The sequence below is a fragment of the Sphingomonas colocasiae genome (assembly GCF_019880585.1).
GTDB classification, from domain to species: domain Bacteria; phylum Pseudomonadota; class Alphaproteobacteria; order Sphingomonadales; family Sphingomonadaceae; genus Sphingobium_A; species Sphingobium_A colocasiae.
Window position 1 is genome coordinate 491,128 of the sequence record NZ_JAINVV010000004.1, and the last position, 17,181, is coordinate 508,308.

Annotated in this window: 16 protein-coding genes; 8 read left to right on the top strand and 8 right to left on the bottom strand. The window is 65.1% G+C overall.

All coding sequences use genetic code 11. The features are described from left to right. Window positions 1–22 precede the first annotated feature (22 nt). Complete coding sequence (locus tag K7G82_RS08765) at window positions 23–811, top strand: crotonase/enoyl-CoA hydratase family protein (RefSeq protein ID WP_222989469.1); 789 nt, start codon at window positions 23–25, stop codon at window positions 809–811. Between the two features lie 70 nt (window positions 812–881). Here the strand turns inward: K7G82_RS08765 and K7G82_RS08770 are convergent, their stop codons facing one another. From K7G82_RS08770 to K7G82_RS08780, 3 genes are all read right to left on the bottom strand, one after another. Then, window positions 882–1,322 (bottom strand): acyl-CoA thioesterase, encoded by a 441-nt coding sequence (locus K7G82_RS08770; protein WP_222989470.1) that lies wholly within the window; start codon window positions 1,320–1,322, stop codon window positions 882–884. After that, window positions 1,322–2,107 (bottom strand): SDR family NAD(P)-dependent oxidoreductase, encoded by a 786-nt coding sequence (locus K7G82_RS08775; RefSeq protein WP_222989471.1) that lies wholly within the window; start codon window positions 2,105–2,107, stop codon window positions 1,322–1,324. The genes K7G82_RS08770 and K7G82_RS08775 overlap by 1 nt, the downstream gene beginning before the upstream one ends. Window positions 2,108–2,189: 82 nt before the next feature. After that, window positions 2,190–3,359, bottom strand: a complete 1,170-nt coding sequence (locus K7G82_RS08780; protein WP_222989472.1) for an acetyl-CoA C-acetyltransferase — start codon at window positions 3,357–3,359, stop codon at window positions 2,190–2,192. Between the two features lie 103 nt (window positions 3,360–3,462). On the opposite strand from K7G82_RS08780, the gene K7G82_RS08785 reads away from it, so the two are divergent. Then, the gene (locus K7G82_RS08785; RefSeq protein ID WP_222989473.1) at window positions 3,463–4,128 is read left to right on the top strand and encodes a nitroreductase; all 666 of its coding nucleotides are present in this window, start codon (window positions 3,463–3,465) and stop codon (window positions 4,126–4,128) included. A gap of 59 nt (window positions 4,129–4,187) precedes the next feature. Here the strand turns inward: K7G82_RS08785 and K7G82_RS08790 are convergent, their stop codons facing one another. Together K7G82_RS08790 and K7G82_RS08795 are read right to left on the bottom strand one after the other, a co-directional pair. Next, entirely contained in the window at window positions 4,188–4,766 is a 579-nt protein-coding gene (locus K7G82_RS08790) for a TetR/AcrR family transcriptional regulator (RefSeq protein ID WP_222989474.1), read from the bottom strand. After that, the gene (locus K7G82_RS08795; RefSeq protein WP_222989475.1) at window positions 4,763–5,194 is read right to left on the bottom strand and encodes an ester cyclase; all 432 of its coding nucleotides are present in this window, start codon (window positions 5,192–5,194) and stop codon (window positions 4,763–4,765) included. Before K7G82_RS08795 ends, K7G82_RS08790 begins: the two co-directional genes overlap by 4 nt. Window positions 5,195–5,435: 241 nt before the next feature. Here K7G82_RS08795 and K7G82_RS08800 point away from each other — a divergent pair, with 241 nt between their 5' ends. Next, window positions 5,436–6,476 (top strand): rod shape-determining protein, encoded by a 1,041-nt coding sequence (locus K7G82_RS08800; protein WP_222989476.1) that lies wholly within the window; start codon window positions 5,436–5,438, stop codon window positions 6,474–6,476. Here the strand turns inward: K7G82_RS08800 and K7G82_RS08805 are convergent. The 3 genes from K7G82_RS08805 to K7G82_RS08815 form a co-directional block, all read right to left on the bottom strand. After that, the gene (locus K7G82_RS08805) at window positions 6,449–9,034 is read right to left on the bottom strand and encodes an HWE histidine kinase domain-containing protein (RefSeq protein ID WP_222989477.1); all 2,586 of its coding nucleotides are present in this window, start codon (window positions 9,032–9,034) and stop codon (window positions 6,449–6,451) included. The genes K7G82_RS08800 and K7G82_RS08805 overlap by 28 nt on opposite strands. Beyond that, entirely contained in the window at window positions 9,027–9,560 is a 534-nt protein-coding gene (locus K7G82_RS08810) for a biliverdin-producing heme oxygenase (protein WP_222989478.1), read from the bottom strand. Before K7G82_RS08810 ends, K7G82_RS08805 begins: the two co-directional genes overlap by 8 nt. 155 nt (window positions 9,561–9,715) lie before the next feature. Continuing rightward, a complete protein-coding gene (locus tag K7G82_RS08815; protein WP_222989479.1) occupies window positions 9,716–10,870 on the bottom strand; it encodes an acyl-CoA dehydrogenase family protein in 1,155 nt (384 codons plus the stop codon). 175 nt (window positions 10,871–11,045) lie between these two features. On the opposite strand from K7G82_RS08815, the gene K7G82_RS08820 reads away from it, so the two are divergent. From K7G82_RS08820 to K7G82_RS08840, 5 genes are all read left to right on the top strand, one after another. Further along, a complete protein-coding gene (locus K7G82_RS08820) occupies window positions 11,046–12,047 on the top strand; it encodes a fumarylacetoacetate hydrolase family protein (RefSeq protein WP_222989480.1) in 1,002 nt (333 codons plus the stop codon). A gap of 200 nt (window positions 12,048–12,247) precedes the next feature. Then, the gene (locus K7G82_RS08825) at window positions 12,248–13,423 is read left to right on the top strand and encodes an acyl-CoA dehydrogenase (protein ID WP_222989481.1); all 1,176 of its coding nucleotides are present in this window, start codon (window positions 12,248–12,250) and stop codon (window positions 13,421–13,423) included. Between the two features lie 143 nt (window positions 13,424–13,566). After that, window positions 13,567–14,772 carry a CaiB/BaiF CoA transferase family protein gene (locus tag K7G82_RS08830; RefSeq protein WP_222989482.1) on the top strand — a complete coding sequence of 402 codons (1,206 nt, stop codon included), beginning with the start codon at window positions 13,567–13,569 and terminating at the stop codon, window positions 14,770–14,772. A 102-nt stretch (window positions 14,773–14,874) separates the two neighbouring features. Further along, window positions 14,875–16,149, top strand: coding sequence for a 3-methyl-2-oxobutanoate dehydrogenase (2-methylpropanoyl-transferring) subunit alpha (locus tag K7G82_RS08835; RefSeq protein WP_222989483.1), 1,275 nt, complete (start codon window positions 14,875–14,877; stop codon window positions 16,147–16,149). A 23-nt stretch (window positions 16,150–16,172) separates the two neighbouring features. Beyond that, the gene (locus K7G82_RS08840; protein ID WP_222990230.1) at window positions 16,173–17,177 is read left to right on the top strand and encodes an alpha-ketoacid dehydrogenase subunit beta; all 1,005 of its coding nucleotides are present in this window, start codon (window positions 16,173–16,175) and stop codon (window positions 17,175–17,177) included. Window positions 17,178–17,181 lie beyond the last annotated feature (4 nt).

Here is a 17,181-nt window from a genome sequence, read left to right on the forward strand (position 1 = left end):
ACATGTCTATCCGGAGCCGAGAATGAACGACCGCGTTTCCATAACCATCGATCAGGGCGTCGCCGATGTCCGCCTGACCCGCGCCGACAAGATGAACGCGCTCGATCCCGCCATGCTGCAGGGGATCGCGGCGGCGATCGACACGCTCGGCGCGACGCCGGGGCTGCGCGCGGTGGTGCTTTCGGGCGAGGGGCGGGGCTTTTGCGCCGGCCTCGACATGGCGAGCATGGCGGCGGGCGTGGGCGACAAGGATTTCGACCTGATGGCGCGCAGCCATGGCCTGGCCAATCTCTACCAGCATGTCGCCTGGGGCTGGCGGACGCTGCCGGTGCCGGTCATCGCGGCGGTGCACGGCGTCGCGTTCGGCGGCGGTTTCCAGATCATGTCGGGCGCCGATATCCGCATAGCGCATCCGGAAACGCGTCTTTCGATCATGGAGATGAAATGGGGGCTGGTGCCCGATATGGCCGGGGTCGCGCTGTGGCGGACGCTGGTGCGCGACGATGTGCTGCGCGAACTGACCTATACCAATCGCGAATTTTCGGGTGAGGACGCGGTGGGACTGGGTTTCGTGACCCGGATCGCGGAGAATCCGCATGCCATCGCCACGGTGCTCGCGCGTGAGATTGCGGGCCGCAATCCGGACGCGATCCGCGGCGCCAAGCGGCTGTTCAATGCGGCGGCCGATGGTGATGCCGCGTCGGTCCTGCTCGCCGAAAGCGAGGAGCAGTTGAAGGTGATCCGCACGCCCAATCAGGTGGAGGCCGTGACCGCCAATTTCGAGAAGCGCTCGCCGCGCTTCAGTGATTGATCCTCGCATCGGCATCGCTTCAGCGTCCGCTGGAGCGATGCCGGAAACAGTCGAAATCCGGGGCTGTCTGTCAGTCGGGCTGTTTCACCAGATGCGCCGTCAAGGCGGACAGCATATGCGCCGGCAGGGGCTGCGAGCCCTTGGCGTCGGTCATCACGATCGTGGTGTCGCATGTCGCGACGCAATGGCCGTTCTGGAAGGCCGCGGCATCGATCCGCCAACTGCGCGTACCGATATGGCCGACGCCCGACGCGATCTCGATATCGTCGGGGAAATGCGCCTCGGCGAGATAGTTGATCGCGATCGCGGCGATCAGCCAGCGCTCGTCGGGCTGCCTTCGATCGAACAGGCCCAGCGACCGGTTGAAGCGAACCCGGCCATTCTCGAACAGCGCCGCCATCGCGACATTGTTGATATGGCCGAGTATGTCGACATCCTGGAAACGCGTCTCGGTCACGAAGCTGAAGGGGTAGGCGGCCCGATCGAGCCGCCAGCCTTCGGGCCGCGCCATCAGCGCGGCGCCATCCGGATCGCGCCGTCGAGACGCACATATTCGCCGTTGAAATAGCCGCACTCGATCATGGTGAGCGCGAGCTGGGCATATTCGGGCGGGCGACCGAGCCGCTTGGGGAAGGGCACCGACGCGGCCAGCGACTGCTGCACATTGTCGGGCAGACTGGCGAGCAGCGGGGTTTCGAAGATGCCCGGCAGGATGGTGTTGACGCGGATGCCTTCGCCCATCAGGTCGCGCGCGATCGGCAGCGTCATGCCGAGCACGCCCGCCTTGGACGCCGAATAGGCTGCCTGGCCGATCTGGCCGTCCTGCGCCGCGACGCTGGCGGTGTTCACGATCGCGCCGCGCTCGCCGAATTCGTCGATCGGCTCCAGCGTCATCATGCCGGCGGCCGATTTGGCGATGCAGCGGAAGGTGCCGAGCAGGTTGATCTGGATGACCCTTTCGAAGGCATCGAGCGGGAAGTGCTTGATGCTGCCGTCTTCCTTCGATCGGCTCGCGGTCTTGATGCCGTTGCCGATGCCCGCGCAATTGACGAGGATCCGTTCCTGGCCATGCGCCGCGCGCGCCTTGGCGAAGCCCGCATCGACGCTCTCTTCGGAACTGACATCGACCGCGCAGAAGACGCCGCCGATCTCGGCCGCGATGGCCTCGCCCTTCTCGGCGTTGAGATCGAAGATCGCGACCTTCGCGCCCTTGGCGGCGAGCGCACGCGCGGTCGCGGCACCCAGGCCGGACGCGCCGCCGGTCACGACGGCGGCAATGCCGTTTTCGATGATCATGAGTCTATTCCCCTGTTCTGGTGTTGGTTTGCGAAAGCGCGGAAGAGTGTTTCTGGCTGCTACCGGCTTCCTCAAATGGGCTTCAGAAACGTTCGACGATGGTGACGTTGGCGAGGCCACCGCCTTCGCACATCGTCTGCAGGCCGTATTTGCCGCCATGGCGCTTGAGCGCGTTGATCAGCGTGGCCATCAGCTTGGTGCCGCTGGCGCCAAGCGGGTGGCCGAGCGCGATCGCGCCACCATGGACGTTGATCTTCGCCGGATCGGCGCCGACATGCTGGAGCCAGGCGAGCGGCACCGGCGCGAACGCCTCGTTCACCTCGTACAGGTCGATATCATTGATCGACATGCCGGCGCGCTTCAGCGCCTTTTCGGTGGCGAACAGCGGCTCTTCGAGCATCACGACGGGATCGCCGCCGGTGACGGTCAGGTGGTGGATACGGCCGATCGGCGTCAGGCCGTGATCCTTGAGCGCCTGTTCGGAGACGATCAGCACCGCCGAGGAGCCGTCGCAGATCTGGCTGGCATTGGCGGCGGAGATCACGCCGCCCTCCTGGAGCAGCTTGACCGAGCCGATGCTTTCGAGCGTCGCGTCGTAGCGGATGCCTTCGTCGCGATCATGGCTGATCGTGCCCTCGGGCGTTTCGACGTCGAGCGCGACGATTTCGTTGGCGAAGGCGCCGGCTTCGGTCGCCGCAGCGCCGCGCCTGTGGCTTTCCAGCGCGTAGGCGTCGAGTTGTTCGCGGCTGAAGCCGTATTTCTTCGCGATCATCTCGGCGCCAAGGAACTGGCTGAACTGGATGCCGGGATAACGCGCTTCCTGGCCGGGGCTCTTCGAGGTGCCCAGGCCCGCCTGCGCGAACAGCACACCGGTGGAGCCCATCGGCACGCGCGTCATGCTCTCGACGCCGGCGGCGATCACCACGTCCTGCGTGCCGCTCATCACCGCCTGCGCGGCGAACTGCATCGCCTGTTGCGAGGAACCGCACTGGCGATCGATCGTGACGGCCGACACGCTTTCGGGCAGCTTCGATGCGAGCACCGCACCGCGCCCGACCTGGAAGCTCTGCTCGCCGCCCTGGCTTACGCAGCCCATGATCACATCGTCGATCGCGCGTGGATCGATGCCGCTGCGATCGACAATGGCATTGAGCACCTGGCCGGCCATGTCGGCGGGATGCCATCCCGCGAGCTTGCCGCCGCGGCGGCCCCCTGCGGTACGAACGGCGTCGACGATATAGGCTGTGGACATCATGGCTCTCCTGTCGGACTCGGATGGGGTCTCCAAATGCTCTTGCCGTTTACGTTAACGTTGGCAAGGGGGGAGTGTCGTCAACGTTGCGGGAGTGAAAGCGGTGAATGTCAGCGAAGCCATGGCCGCAAGGCGCTCCGTCCGCGGATTTCTCGATATGGCGGTCGATCCCGCGCTTATCGCCGCGTTGCTGGAAAAAACCGCGCGTGCGCCCAGCGGCGGCAACCTGCAGCCCTGGCATGTCGATGTGGTGACGGGCGATGCGATGGTCCGGCTGAAGGCGCTGATGCGTGAGCGACTCGCGTCGGGTGCGAGCGAGCAGCATGCCTATGACATCTATCCGGCCAATCTGACCGCGCCTTATCGGGACCGTCGCTTCGCGATCGGCGAGGCGATGTACGCGCATATCGGCATCCCGCGCGAGGACAAGGCGGCGCGGCGGCAATGGTTCGCGCGCAATTTCCAGTTCTTCGGCGCGCCCGCCGCGATCTTCTGCACCGTCGATCGGCAGATGGGGCCGCCGCAATGGTCCGATCTCGGCATGTTCCTGCAAAGCTTCATGCTGCTCGCGGTCGAGGCCGGCCTCGCCACCTGCCCGCAGGAATGCTGGGCGGTCTATCCGGAGACGGTGACGGGTTTCCTCGGCACACCGGCGGAACGCATGTTGTTCTGCGGGGTCGCGATCGGCCATGAGGACCCGGATCAGCCGGCGAACCGGCTGTACAGCGCCCGCGCGCCGCTGGAGGAATGGGCGCGTTTCCTCGACTGAAGATTATCCCTTATTTCCCGTGATTTCCGATCCGGCAGGTGATTCCGCCTGCCTCGAAATCACTCCAGCGCGGCGGTGGAGAGGGCCCGGATCGCCCAAGCCCGAACCTCCCGCGCCTGGTCATCGTCGAGTTGCAGCACGTCCTTGAACACCACGACCGCTTCGATGCCGACGATCAGCGCGACCGCGTGCGCCAGCATGGCGGTGGCATGGGGATCGAGGCGATCGCGGAGCGGGGCGAGCGCCGCCTCGATCGACGGCGTGCGCCGATTCTGGCGGGCGGGAACATCGCCTTCATGCGCGCCCCGTTGCAGTGAATGGGCGAGCATCGCGCGCAACGCCGTCTCGTTCGCGGCGATCATCGCGTGCAACGCGCCATCGACCCGCAGCAGCCGATCGGCCAGACCGCCGCTCATGTCGCCCGCGAAGATCTCGTCCGGCCCGGGAACCGCGACATCGAGCGACGCTTCGAGCAGCAAGGCGTCGAGCCCGGGGAAATAGCGATAGGCAGTCGCGCGGGAGACGAGCGCTTCCTCCGCGATCTCCTCCAGCGTAGGGGTTCGGCCCGCCTTCATCAGCCGGGCCGCCGCCTGCAAGAGGTCCTTGCGCGTGCGCCGTCGCTGGTTGCTTCGGCTCATGCGGCCGATGCCGGCGAGAGCTGCTGGAGGATCGCGGCCAGATCGATCCAGACATTCTCGCGCCTGATCTCGCCGCTGTCGGCGAATTCGAGGACATGAAGCAGGCGGAATGCGAGCGGCCTGTCCTGTCCGTCGATCCCGAACGGCTTGCCGGGCGCGCGCCCGCGCCACAGCGAATCGTCGACCAGGAAATTCTCGCCGTAGAGCCGCCGTCGCGTCTCGAAACTGCCGTCCGAGAGGTCGGCGAAAAGCGCCTCGTAAAAGCCGCGCGCGCCTTCCGGCCCGTAAGTGGGGCCCGTCGGCGCCCCGACAATGTCGTGTTCGACATCGGCGGTCAGCGTGCCGAGCACGCCTTCGACATCGTCATTGGCTTCGAAGCCGAAATGCTCGGCGAGCTTTCGATCCATCTGTTCGTGCGTCAGCGCCATCATGCCCTCCATTCGCTTGATCGGGCTCTTAATGAGACTGAAATCTCATTTCAATACTGTTTTCTCGTCAAAATGATGGGCATTATCGTCGGCAGCGGACATTCCGCCGCAAGAACCGCCCGCCCGGGCGCAGGGCGCGATTGACGCCGTATCTCGGGCCTCTCAAGCCGGTGTGACGGCACGGGGGGCGTTTCCCGCGCCGCCCAGTCGCCATGCGACGGTTCAGGGTAGCGTTCGTTTCATGTTCTTATCGCGTTTCTTCAAGCTGGCCTCGCACGACATGGCCATCGATCTCGGGACCGTGAACACGGTCGTTTATGTTCGTGACCATGGCATCGTGCTCAACGAGCCTTCGGTGGTCGCGCTCGAAACGCGCGACGGCGTGCGCAAGGTGCGCGCCGTCGGCGCCGATGCGAAGCTGATGATGGGCAAGACCCCCGCCAATATCGAGGCGATCCGGCCTTTGCGCGACGGGGTGATCGCCGACATCGACGTCGCGGAGCAGATGATCAAGCATTTCATCGACAAGGCGCATGGCGGCGCGTCGCGCCTGCCGCGCCGGCCGGAGATCGCGATCTGCGTGCCGTCGGGATCGACCACGGTCGAGCGCCGCGCGATCCGCGACGCCGCGACCAATGCGGGGGCGAGCCAGGTCTTCCTGATCGAGGAGCCGATGGCGGCCGCGATCGGCGCCGATCTGCCGGTGATCGAGCCTGTCGGCGTCATGGTGGTCGATATCGGCGGCGGCACCACCGAGGTCGCCGTGCTGTCGCTGCGCGGTCTGGCCTATAGCAATTCGGTGCGCGTCGGCGGCGACAAGATGGACGAGGCGATCTCCGCCTCGATCCGTCGCAAGCACAATCTGATGGTGGGCGAGGCGACATCGGAGCGGATCAAGCTGGAGATCGGCAGCGCTGTGATGCCGCAGGGGGACGGGCTGACGATCAGCGTCAAGGGCCGCGATCTCGTCGCGGGCGTTCCCAAGGAAATCCATGTCACCGAAGCCGAAATCGCCGAGGCGATCGCCGAACCGGTCAGCCAGATCATCGGCGCCGTCCGTGCCGCGCTGGAGAACACCCCGCCCGAACTCGCCGCCGACATCGTCGATCGCGGGATCGTGATGACGGGCGGCGGCGCGCTGCTGCGGCGCATCGACGAGGCGCTGGCGACGGCGACGGGCCTGCCGGTCGCGGTGGCGGAAGAAGCGCTGATGTGCGTCGCCAAGGGCGCGGGCCGCGCGCTCGAGGATTCGGCCTATCGCGGGGTGTTGACGCCGGCCTGATCTTCGGCCCGATGGGCGATCGCGTGCGCCGCGGCGGTGGCGAGCTGCCTTGGCCCATAGGGCTTGCTGATCGTGATGACCGACTGGTGCCGGCCGATATCGCCGATCGCCTCGCCATAGCCGGTGGCGAAGGCGAAGGGGATGCCGCGCCGCGCCAGCGCGTCGGCGACGGGCGCGCTGGTCTCGTTGCCCAGATTGAAGTCCAGCAGCGCGAAATCGAAATCGGTCTGTTCGATCGCCGCCAATGCGCGGGCGACGGTGCCTGTCGTCACCACCTGGACGGCGCCCAGCGCGCGCAATGCGTCCTCTCCGTCGAGCGCGATGATCATGCTGTCCTCGACCAGCAGCACCGCGCATGACTTCAAGGGCTTCGCATGCGCCTGTTCCTCGCTCGAACGCGCCGCCGGCTTCGCCTCGCTGACGCCGGCGACGTGGCGGGAGGGGACGCAGAAATGCGCCTCCAGCCCGGCCAGGCGATAATTGAGTTCGGCGGTGCCGCCCAGATCATAGGGAATCGAGCGTTCGATGATCGTGCTGCCGAAACCGCGTCGCGTGGGCGCGGTCACCGCCGGACCGCCGCGCTCCGTCCAGTCGAGCAGCAGGCTGCCCTCCGGGTCGATCGTCCAGCGGATCAGCACTTCGCCGCTGTCGGAGAGCGCGCCATATTTGGCGGCGTTGGTCATCAGCTCGTGCATCACCAGCGCCAGCGTCGTGAAGGCGACGGGATGGAGCAACACATTGGGGCCATCGATCTTCACCCGGTCGCGCTGCAACCCCGCATAGGCGCCGGTCTCGATCTCGATCAGGTCGAACAGGCGGGCCGGGCCCCAGCGATCGGACGTGACCTGATCATGCGCGCGCGCCAGCGCCTGGATGCGATGCTCCAGCGTGCCGATAAATCCCTCGACCGATTCGGCGCTGTCGCGCGTCTGCGAAATCAGGCCGCGAATGAGCGACAGGATGTTGCGCACGCGGTGATTGAGCTCGGCGATCAGCAATTCCTGCCGCTCGTTCGCGCGCTGCCGTTCCTCGCCCGCCGTGTCGGACAGCCGCACGAGCACTTCGAGCATGCCGGTTTTCAGCGTATTGGCGACGCGCCGTTCGGCCGCGCTGAAGGGCACGCTGCTGCCCTTGACCAGTTCGGACCATGCCTCGAAGCTTTTGCGTGGCGTCAGCCGCGCGCCGCTTGGCCCATATTCCACCGCTTTTTCAGGATTGCCCGCCCAGCGCACCGAGCGCAGGCGTTCGCTTCGGAACAGCACGACATAGTCGCGGGGTTTGCGCGACAGCGGAATGGCGATCAGCCCGGCCGCGCGATCGGCATAGCGCGCCGCTTCCGGCAGCACGCTCTGGATCGAATCGAGCGCGAACACCTCATTGTCGGCGATGCGATTGAGCATGGCGACGATCGCCTCGAACTCGGCATGGTTGGGCGCCAGCCCGCTCAACGAGATCGCGCCGTTCAGATAGACGCCGACACCGTCCGCCGGGATGGTGTCGACGATCATGTCGCCGATCCACGGCGCGTTGCTGAGCAGATCGCCGTCCTGCGCGACCGTCGCCATCATCCGGTCCGCGACGTTGCGCGCGCGCGTCTCGTAATCGGCCGCCTCTCGCCGTTCGCGGCTTTCGAGCATCAGCGAGAACATCTGGCCGAGCAGTTCGGCGGCCGTGCGATTGGCGAAGCTCGGCAGGCGTGGCGCATAATGATGGCAGGCGAACAGTCCCCAGAGCTTGCCCCCGACGATGATTGAGATCGAGAGCGAGGCGGCGACGCCCATATTCTTGAGATATTCGATATGGATGGGTGAAACCGCGCGCAGCACCGAGAGCGATTGGTCGAGCGCCGCGCCGCGCGGATCGAGCATCGGCAGGATCGGCACCGGTTGCGCGCCGACATCGGCGATGATGCGGAACACGCTGCGCATATAGAGCGTGCGCGCCTGTGCCGGGATGTCGCTGGCAGGATAATGCAGCCCCAGAAAGCTGTCGACGCCGGGCTGGAGCGCCTCGGCGACGACTTCGCCCGATCCCTGCTCGTCGAAGCGGTAGACCATCACCCGGTCGAAGCCGGTGATCGCGCGCACCTGTCGCGCGCCTTCGCGCAGAAAGGTCGCCATGGTGTCGCTCTGGCCCAGGCGGGTGACCATGGCGCGCACGACGGCGGCGGCCTCCAGATCCTCCACGATTGCGGGTTCCGCTTCGATGACGATTGTGTCGCCGCTCATATGGACCGCGACGTCGAAGGGCGGGCGGCCGTCGACCAGCGGCTGGGCGAACAGACGCTCGACCGCATCCGGACCACGCAGCATCGCCAACCGGTTGCGGATCGCGTGCAACGCCTTGTCGCTCACCAGCTCGGTGATCGGCCGGCCGAGCAGCATGTCGGGCGTCTTGCCGGTAAAGGCTTCGATATTGTTCGAGACGCGCGCGACCAGCCAATCGCTGCCGAGCGCGACAAGGAAGCCGAAGGGCTGGATCTGCCCCAGCACATGGATCGGCTCGCGATCGCAATTGGTGAGATCGACCGCGAAACCGGCGGGATTGTCGTCAGCCATGGGCGGAGTCCTCGATCGTCGCGGCCAGGCGATAGGCAGAGAAGGTCGCGCGCGCGGCGTCGATCGCATCCGCATGCCACAGGGCGCCGGCACCGTCGGCCGCCGCGTCGATCATCGCCTGGATGCGGCGCCAGCCGCCCGGGCCATGCACCGCGGAAAGATAGGCCTTGGGCAGGTCGACGGGCACGCCACGGGCCAGCATGGCGCCACCCAGTCGCGATCCTTCGATCACATAGATCGCGCCCCAGCGCGCGGCTGCGCCTGGCAAGCCGGAGAAGGGCAGGCTTTCGGGCGTCGCGATATCGAGCGCGGCAAGATCGGCGGCGAGATCGGCGGTCCGGCCACGCCATCCGGGGAGCAGCGTCGCCGGATCGGCGGCCCGTTCCACCGCCGGCAGGATCCGCGCATGCGCGCGCAGGAAGCGTGCATAATGCGTTCGGCTCTCCAGTCCCAGCGATCCGAAGGCGCGGTCCACCGCATCATGCTCGTCGCGCGTCGCTTCGCGAAGCCGCCGATGAAAGGGCATTGCGCCAGAATGCGGGGCCGGCGGACGGCCTTGCCATCCCAGATCGTCGACGCCAGCATGCATCGCCCGACCCTAGGGAGGCGGGGCCGGGCTGTAAACGGCGCTCAGATTGATCCAGAGCAAGCCGACCCGCCGAACCGGCGGGTCGTCGCGGATCAGAGTTTGCGGCCGATCAGTTCCTTCATGATCTCGTTGGTGCCGCCGAAGATCCGGGTGACGCGTGCGCTGCGCCAGGCACGCGCGATCGGATATTCGTTCATATAGCCGGCACCACCATGGAGCTGGAGGCACTTGTCCATCACCTCCCATTGCAGTTCGGTGTGCCACAGCTTGGCGGCGGCGCCCTCCTCGGCGGTCAGTTCGCGCTTGTTGTGGCGGTTCAGCGCCCAGTCGAGATGCGCCCAGCCGACCTGGAGCTTCGACTTGAGATCGGCGAGGGTGAAACGGGTATTCTGGAAATCGAAGACCGGCTTGCCGAACGCCTTGCGATCCTTGGTGAAGGCGACCGTCTCGTCATAGGCGCGTTGCGCGGACGCCTGTGCGCTGACCGCGATCGACAGCCGTTCCTGCGGCAGTTCGCTCATCAGATAGATGAAGCCCTTGCCTTCCTCGCCGAGGCAATTGGTCATCGGCACACGGACATCCTCGAAGAACAGCTCCGACGTATCCGCGGCATCCATGCCGATCTTGTCGAGATTGCGGCCGCGCTTGAAACCCTCTCGATCCGCCTCGACCAGGATGATCGAGACGCCTTTCCACGCCGGCTGAACTTCGGTGTCGGTCTTGGCGCAGACCAGGATCAGATCGGCATTCTGGCCGTTGGTGATATAGGTCTTGGATCCGTTGATGACATAGTGATTGCCGTCTTTGCGGGCGGTGGTTCGGATGCCCTGGAGATCGGATCCGGTGCCCGGTTCGGTCATGGCGATCGCGGTGATGGCTTCGCCCGAGACCAGCTTGGGCAGCCACTGCTTCTTCTGCTCCTCCGACCCATAAGCGGTGAGATAGCCGGCGACGATGTCCGAATGGAGCGAGAAGCCCAGCGTGACACCGCCATGATAAGAGGCTTCCTCGTCGACGATTGCGTTATAGCCGAAATCGAGGCCGAGCCCGCCATATTCCTCGGGAACGGTGGGGCAGAGCAGGCCCAGTTCGCCGGCCTTGGTCCAGATCGCCTTGTCGACGATGCCGGCCTCGTCCCATTTCGCCGCGTTGGGTGCGACCTCCTCCAGCATGAAGCGGCGAACGGTCTGGCGGAATGCCTCGTGATCTTCGGAATATGCGGTGCGCGCCAGGGCGTCGAGGGACATGGGCTCTTTCCTCTCCGGGGATTTGTCTCGATAGTGGCATACGAAGCCCAAGTTGACGTTATGGTCAAGTGACTTTCCGTATTCGTCAAACTGACGGCCCGTGGACAGATTTGGTTTCATTTGATACTAGATGCCGCCAGACCCCCTCTCGCGGTGCATTTTTGAAAGGATCGCCATGAAGCTTGCCAGCCTGAAATCCGGACGCGACGGACGGCTCGTCGTCGTATCCAACGATCTCGCCTGGTATGCCGACGCTGCCCATATCGCACCGACACTGCAGGCGGCGCTCGACGATTGGGACCGGCTGTCCGTCGATCTCGAAAATCTGGCGACCGATCTCGAGCATGAGGTGATCCCGCGCGAACGCTTTCACGAGCGCGATGCCGCTTCGCCGTTGCCGCGCGCCTATCAATGGGCCGACGGATCGGCCTATGTGAACCATGTCGCGCTGGTGCGGCAGGCGCGTAATGCCGAGATGCCCGAAAGCTTCTGGCACGATCCGCTGATGTATCAGGGCGGGTCCGACGGTTTCCTGGGCCCGCGCGATCCGATTCCGCTCGCCGACGAGAGCTGGGGCTGCGACATGGAGGCCGAAGTGGTGGTGGTCACCGGCGATGTGCCGCTGGGCGCGAGCCGCGAACAGGCGCTCGCCGCGATCCGCCTGATCGGGCTGACCAATGACGTCTCGCTGCGCAACCTGATCCCCGGCGAACTGGCCAAGGGCTTCGGTTTCTTCCAGTCCAAGCCCGCCAGCGCCATGTCGCCCGTGTTCGTGACGCCGGAAAGCCTGGGTGAGCGCTGGAAGGACGGCAAGCTGCATGGCGCGCTGATGGTCGATCTCAACGGCAAGCCGTTCGGCCGCGCCGATGCTGGTGTCGACATGACCTTCGATTTCGGCACGCTCGTCGCCCATGCCGCCAAGACGCGCGCGCTGGGCGCCGGTACGATCATCGGATCGGGCACCGTTTCCAATCGCGACGCGGCGGGTGGCCCCGGCAAGCCGGTCGATCAGGGCGGGCTCGGCTATAGCTGCATCGCGGAGGTTCGCACCGTCGAGACCATCCAGTCGGGCAAGGCGGAAACGCCGTTCCTCAAGTCCGGCGACAGCGTCCGCATCTGGATGGAGGATGAGCGCCATCATCCGATCTTCGGGGTGATCGAGCAGACGGTCGACTAGTCTATTTTCAACCGTTTGCTTCGAGCGCAGGTTCGAGCTTGCCGAGAACCGCAGTCGAGAAGGCCCGGCACCGTGCTTCTCGACGGGCGCGTCTCGACAGGCTCGACGCTGCTCGAAGCGAGCGGGTGGGTTTGTGATACTTGGCGATCCCGTCAGGCTCCGGCATAGCCAGGGCGGTACTTGACTGACGGGAGCCACCCATGGCCGCTTTCACGCCCTTTCGCTGGGACGATCCCCTGCTGCTCGACGCGCAGCTCACCGACGACGAACGGATGATCCGCGATACTGCGGAAACCTATGCGCAGGAAAAGCTGCTTCCGCGCGTGCTGTCCGCTACGCGCGAGGAGCGGTTCGACCGTGAGATCATGAGCGAGCTGGGTGAACTCGGCCTGCTCGGCGCGACGATCGACGGCTATGGCTGCGCGGGCGTCAGCCATGTCGCCTATGGTTTGATCGCGCGCGCGGTCGAGCGCGTCGATTCGGGCTATCGTTCGGCGATGAGCGTCCAGTCCTCGCTCGTGATGCATCCGATCCATGCCTATGGCTCCGAGGAGCAGCGCGAGAAATACCTCCCGCGCCTCGCCAGTGGCGAGATCGTCGGCTGTTTCGGCCTGACCGAGCCCGATGCTGGGTCGGATCCGGGCAGCATGAAGACACGCGCGGTCGTGGCCGATGGCGGTTATCGCCTGACCGGCACCAAGATGTGGATTACCAATTCGCCGATCGCCGATGTCGCGGTGGTCTGGGCGAAGCTCGACGGCGTCATCCGCGGCTTCATCCTCGAACGCGGCATGGACGGCTTCTCGACCCCCAAGATCGAGGGCAAGATGAGCCTGCGCGCGTCGATCACCGGCGAGATCGTGATGGATGACGTGTTCGTGCCGGAGGCGAATCTGCTGCCCGATGCGCGCGGGCTCGGCGGTCCGTTCGGCTGTCTCAACAAGGCGCGCTACGGCATCGCCTGGGGATCGATGGGAGCGGCGGAGGATTGTTTCCATCGCGCGCGCCAATATGTGCTCGATCGCAAGCAGTTCGGCCGGCCGCTTGCCGCCAACCAGATCCCGCAATTGAAGCTCGCCAATATGGAGACAGAGATCGCGCTCGGCCTGTCCGCCGCGCTCGCCGTGGGCCGCAACATCGACGCGGGCAGCTGGGCGCCGGAGATGGTGAGCCTGATCAAGCGCAACAATTGCGGCAAGGCGCTCGATATCGCGCGCGTCGCGCGCGACATGCATGGCGGCAACGGTATCGCCGACGAATTCCACGTCATCCGCCATGTCGTGAACCTGGAAACCGTGAACACCTATGAGGGCACCCACGATATCCACGCGCTGATCCTGGGGCGAGCGATCACGGGGATTCAGGCGTTTTCATGATGTTGGAAGAGTCTCCTGGCCGTTCGCTTCGAGTAGCCGTCGAGCCTGTCGAGGCGGTATATCGAGAAGGCCGGTGCCGGTGTTCTCGACACGGGCTCTCGGCTGCGCTCGATCCCTGCTCGAACCCAACGGTCTAGGTGGTTATGGCTGGTCCTCTCAACGGCGTTCGTGTCCTCGATCTGTCCCGCGTGCTCGCGGGGCCCTGGTCGACGATGCAACTCGCCGATCTCGGTGCGGAGGTCATCAAGGTCGAACGGCCGGGCGCGGGGGACGATACGCGATCCTGGGGGCCGCCCTGGTTCGACGACGAAGCCGGAGAGCGGGTGACGAGCAGCTATTATCTGGCGCCCAACCGCAACAAGAAGTCGCTGACCATCGATCTGTCCAATCCCGAGGGGCAGGCGCTGGTGCGCGCGATCGCGGCGAAATCGCATATCGTGGTCGAGAATTTCAAACAGGGCGGGCTTGCCGCCTATGGGCTCGACTGGCCGTCGCTCCAGGCGGTCAATCCGGCTTTGGTCTATTGTTCGATCACCGGCTTCGGCCAGGACGGTCCCCGCGCGCATGAAGCGGGCTACGACTTCATGATCCAGGGCATGAGCGGCCTGATGAGCGTCACCGGTCCGATCGGCGGCGAGCCCTATCGTGTCGGCGTGGCGCTGGTCGATATACTCACCGGGCTCAATGCCACGATCGCCATCCTCGCGGCACTTCGCCATGCCGAGGCGACGGGGGAGGGGCAGCAGATCGACATGGCGCTGTTCGATGTCGCCGTCGCATCCATGGCGAATCAGGCCACCGGCTATCTCGTCTCCGGCGAAGCACCGGGGCGCATCGGCAACGAGCATCCGTCGATCACGCCCTATCAGACCTTTCCGACCAGGGATGGCTATATCATCCTCGCCATCGGCAATGACGGACAGTTCGCGCGCTTCGTCGAGGAAGCGGGCATGGGCGCGCTGGCGCGGGATGCGCGATTCGCCACCAATGCGTTGCGCACGATCAATCGCCGCGCGCTCGAGCCCATATTGGAAGGCGTGCTTGCCGGGCGCACCACCGCCGAATGGATGGCGGCGCTGTCGCGCTGCGCGGTGCCGTGCGGACCGATCAATTCGCTCGATGCGACATTTGCCGATCCCCAGGCGGAGCATCGCGGGCTGCGGCTTTCGATGCCGAGCCCGCATGGGGTGATTCCTGGCGTGCGCAGTCCGCATCGACTGTCGGTCACCCCCGGTCCGGCACCCGCGCCGCCACCGATGCTTGGCGAGCACAGTCGAGAAATATTGTATAATCTGTTGGGTTTAAGTGAATCTGAGCTCGATGATCTGGCTAAATCCGGGGTAATCTGAAGCCAGATCGCAACTTCCCTCTCGCAATGTGCGTTGAAATATAATAACAAGAATTGGCAAGCATTGCTGACCCATTTTTGGGTCCTGAGAGGAACGTCTGCGATGGCTCAAAACGAGGGGCGCCGCAATTTGCGGTCGCTTGAATTGCACGTGCCCGAGCCGAAATTTCGGCCCGGCGATTCGGTCGATTACAGCGACCTGGTGATTCCGCCGGCGGGATCGGCACCGCGCCCGGATATCGATGCGCGGCCGGACAGTTTTCATGAACTCGCCTATTCGCTCGTCCGCGTGCTCGACGAGAAGGGCAATGCCGTCGGCCCCTGGGCGCCCCGGCTTGCGCCGGATCTGCTGCGCGAAATGCTGCGCAACATGGCGCTGACCCGCGCGTTCGACGAGCGCATGTTCCGCGCGCAGCGCCAGGGCAAGACAAGCTTCTATATGAAGTGCACGGGCGAAGAAGCGGTGGCGGTCGCTGCTGCCTATGCGCTCGATCGCGATGACATGTGTTTCCCCGCCTATCGTCAGCAGGGTCTGCTGATCTCGCGCGGATGGAGTCTGGTCGACATGATGAACCAGATCTATTCGAACAAGGGTGACCGGCTGAAGGGCAAGCAGCTGCCGATCATGTACTCGGTCAAGGATGCCGGTTTCTTCTCGATCTCCGGCAACCTGACCACCCAATATCCCCAGGCCGTGGGCTGGGCGATGGCGAGCGCAGCCAAGGGCGACACGCGCATCGCCGCCACCTGGTGCGGTGAGGGTTCGACCGCGGAGGGCGATTTCCATTCCGCCTGCACCTTCGCCAGCGTCTATCGTGCGCCGGTGATCCTGAACGTCGTCAACAACCAGTGGGCGATCAGCTCGTTCTCGGGTTTTGCCGGCGCTGAATCGACGACCTTCGCCGCGCGTGCAGTGGGTTACGGCATTGCCGGGCTCCGCGTCGACGGCAACGACATATTGGCGGTCTATGCCGCGACCGAATGGGCGGCCGAGCGTGCGCGCACCAATCAGGGTCCGACGCTGATCGAGCATTTCACCTATCGCGCCGAAGGCCATTCGACATCGGACGATCCCAGCCAGTATCGCTCGGCGGACGAAAGCAGCGAATGGCCGCTGGGCGATCCGATCGCGCGGCTGAAGCAGCATCTGGTCGCCCTGGGTGAATGGGATGAGGAGCGCCACGCCGCGATGGATCTCGAACTCGCCGAGACCGTCAAGGCCGCGGCGAAGGAATCGGAGAAGAACGGCATTCTCGGGCATGGTCTCAACAACCACCCGTTCGAATCGATGTTCGAGGATGTGTTCGAGGAAATGCCCTGGCACCTGCGCGAGCAATGCGCGCAGATGCTCGAAGAGCAGAAGGCGGCCGGACTGTGAGCGACGAGACCGTGAACACGCGCATGAACATGATCCAGGCGATCAATTCCGCCATGGACGTGATGATGGAACGCGATCCCGATGTGATCGTGATGGGCGAGGATGTCGGCTTTTTCGGTGGCGTCTTTCGTGCAACCGCGGGGTTGCAGAAGAAATACGGCAAGACCCGCGTGTTCGACACGCCGATCACCGAATGCGGCATCATCGGCGTCGCCGTCGGCATGGGGGCCTATGGTCTTCGCCCGGTGCCGGAGATCCAGTTCGCCGACTATATCTATCCCGCGCTCGACCAGCTCGTCTCCGAAGCGGCGCGCCTGCGCTATCGTTCGGGCGGCGAATTCACCGCGCCGCTGACCGTCCGCTCGCCCTTCGGCGGCGGCATCTTCGGCGGCCAGACGCACAGCCAGTCGCCCGAGGGCATCTTCACCCATGTCTCCGGCGTGAAGACGGTGATCCCGTCGACGCCCTACGACGCCAAGGGGCTGCTGATCGCGGCGATCGAGGATAATGATCCGGTGATCTTCTTCGAGCCGAAGCGGATCTATAACGGCCCGTTCGACGGCCGTTACGACAAGCCGGCACGCAACTGGTCGGCGCATCCGGCGGGCGAAGTGCCCGAAGGCTATTATCGCATCCCGCTGGGCAAGGCGAACATCGTCCGCGAAGGCGAGGCGCTGACCGTGCTGTGCTACGGCACGATGGTGCATGTCGTCGAAGCGACGATCGAAGGCCTCGGCATCGATGCCGAGATCGTCGATCTGCGTACGCTGGTGCCGCTCGATATCGAGACGATCGAAGCGTCGGTGAAGAAGACGGGCCGCTGCCTGATCGTCCATGAGGCGACGCGCACCTCCGGTTTCGGCGCCGAACTGTCCGCGCTGGTGCAGGAACGCTGCTTCTATCATCTCGAAGCGCCGATCGAACGCGTGACCGGCTTCGACACCCCCTATCCACACAGCCTCGAATGGGCCTATTTCCCTGGTCCCGTCCGTATCACCGAGGCACTCAAGAAGATCCTGAAGGACTGATCGG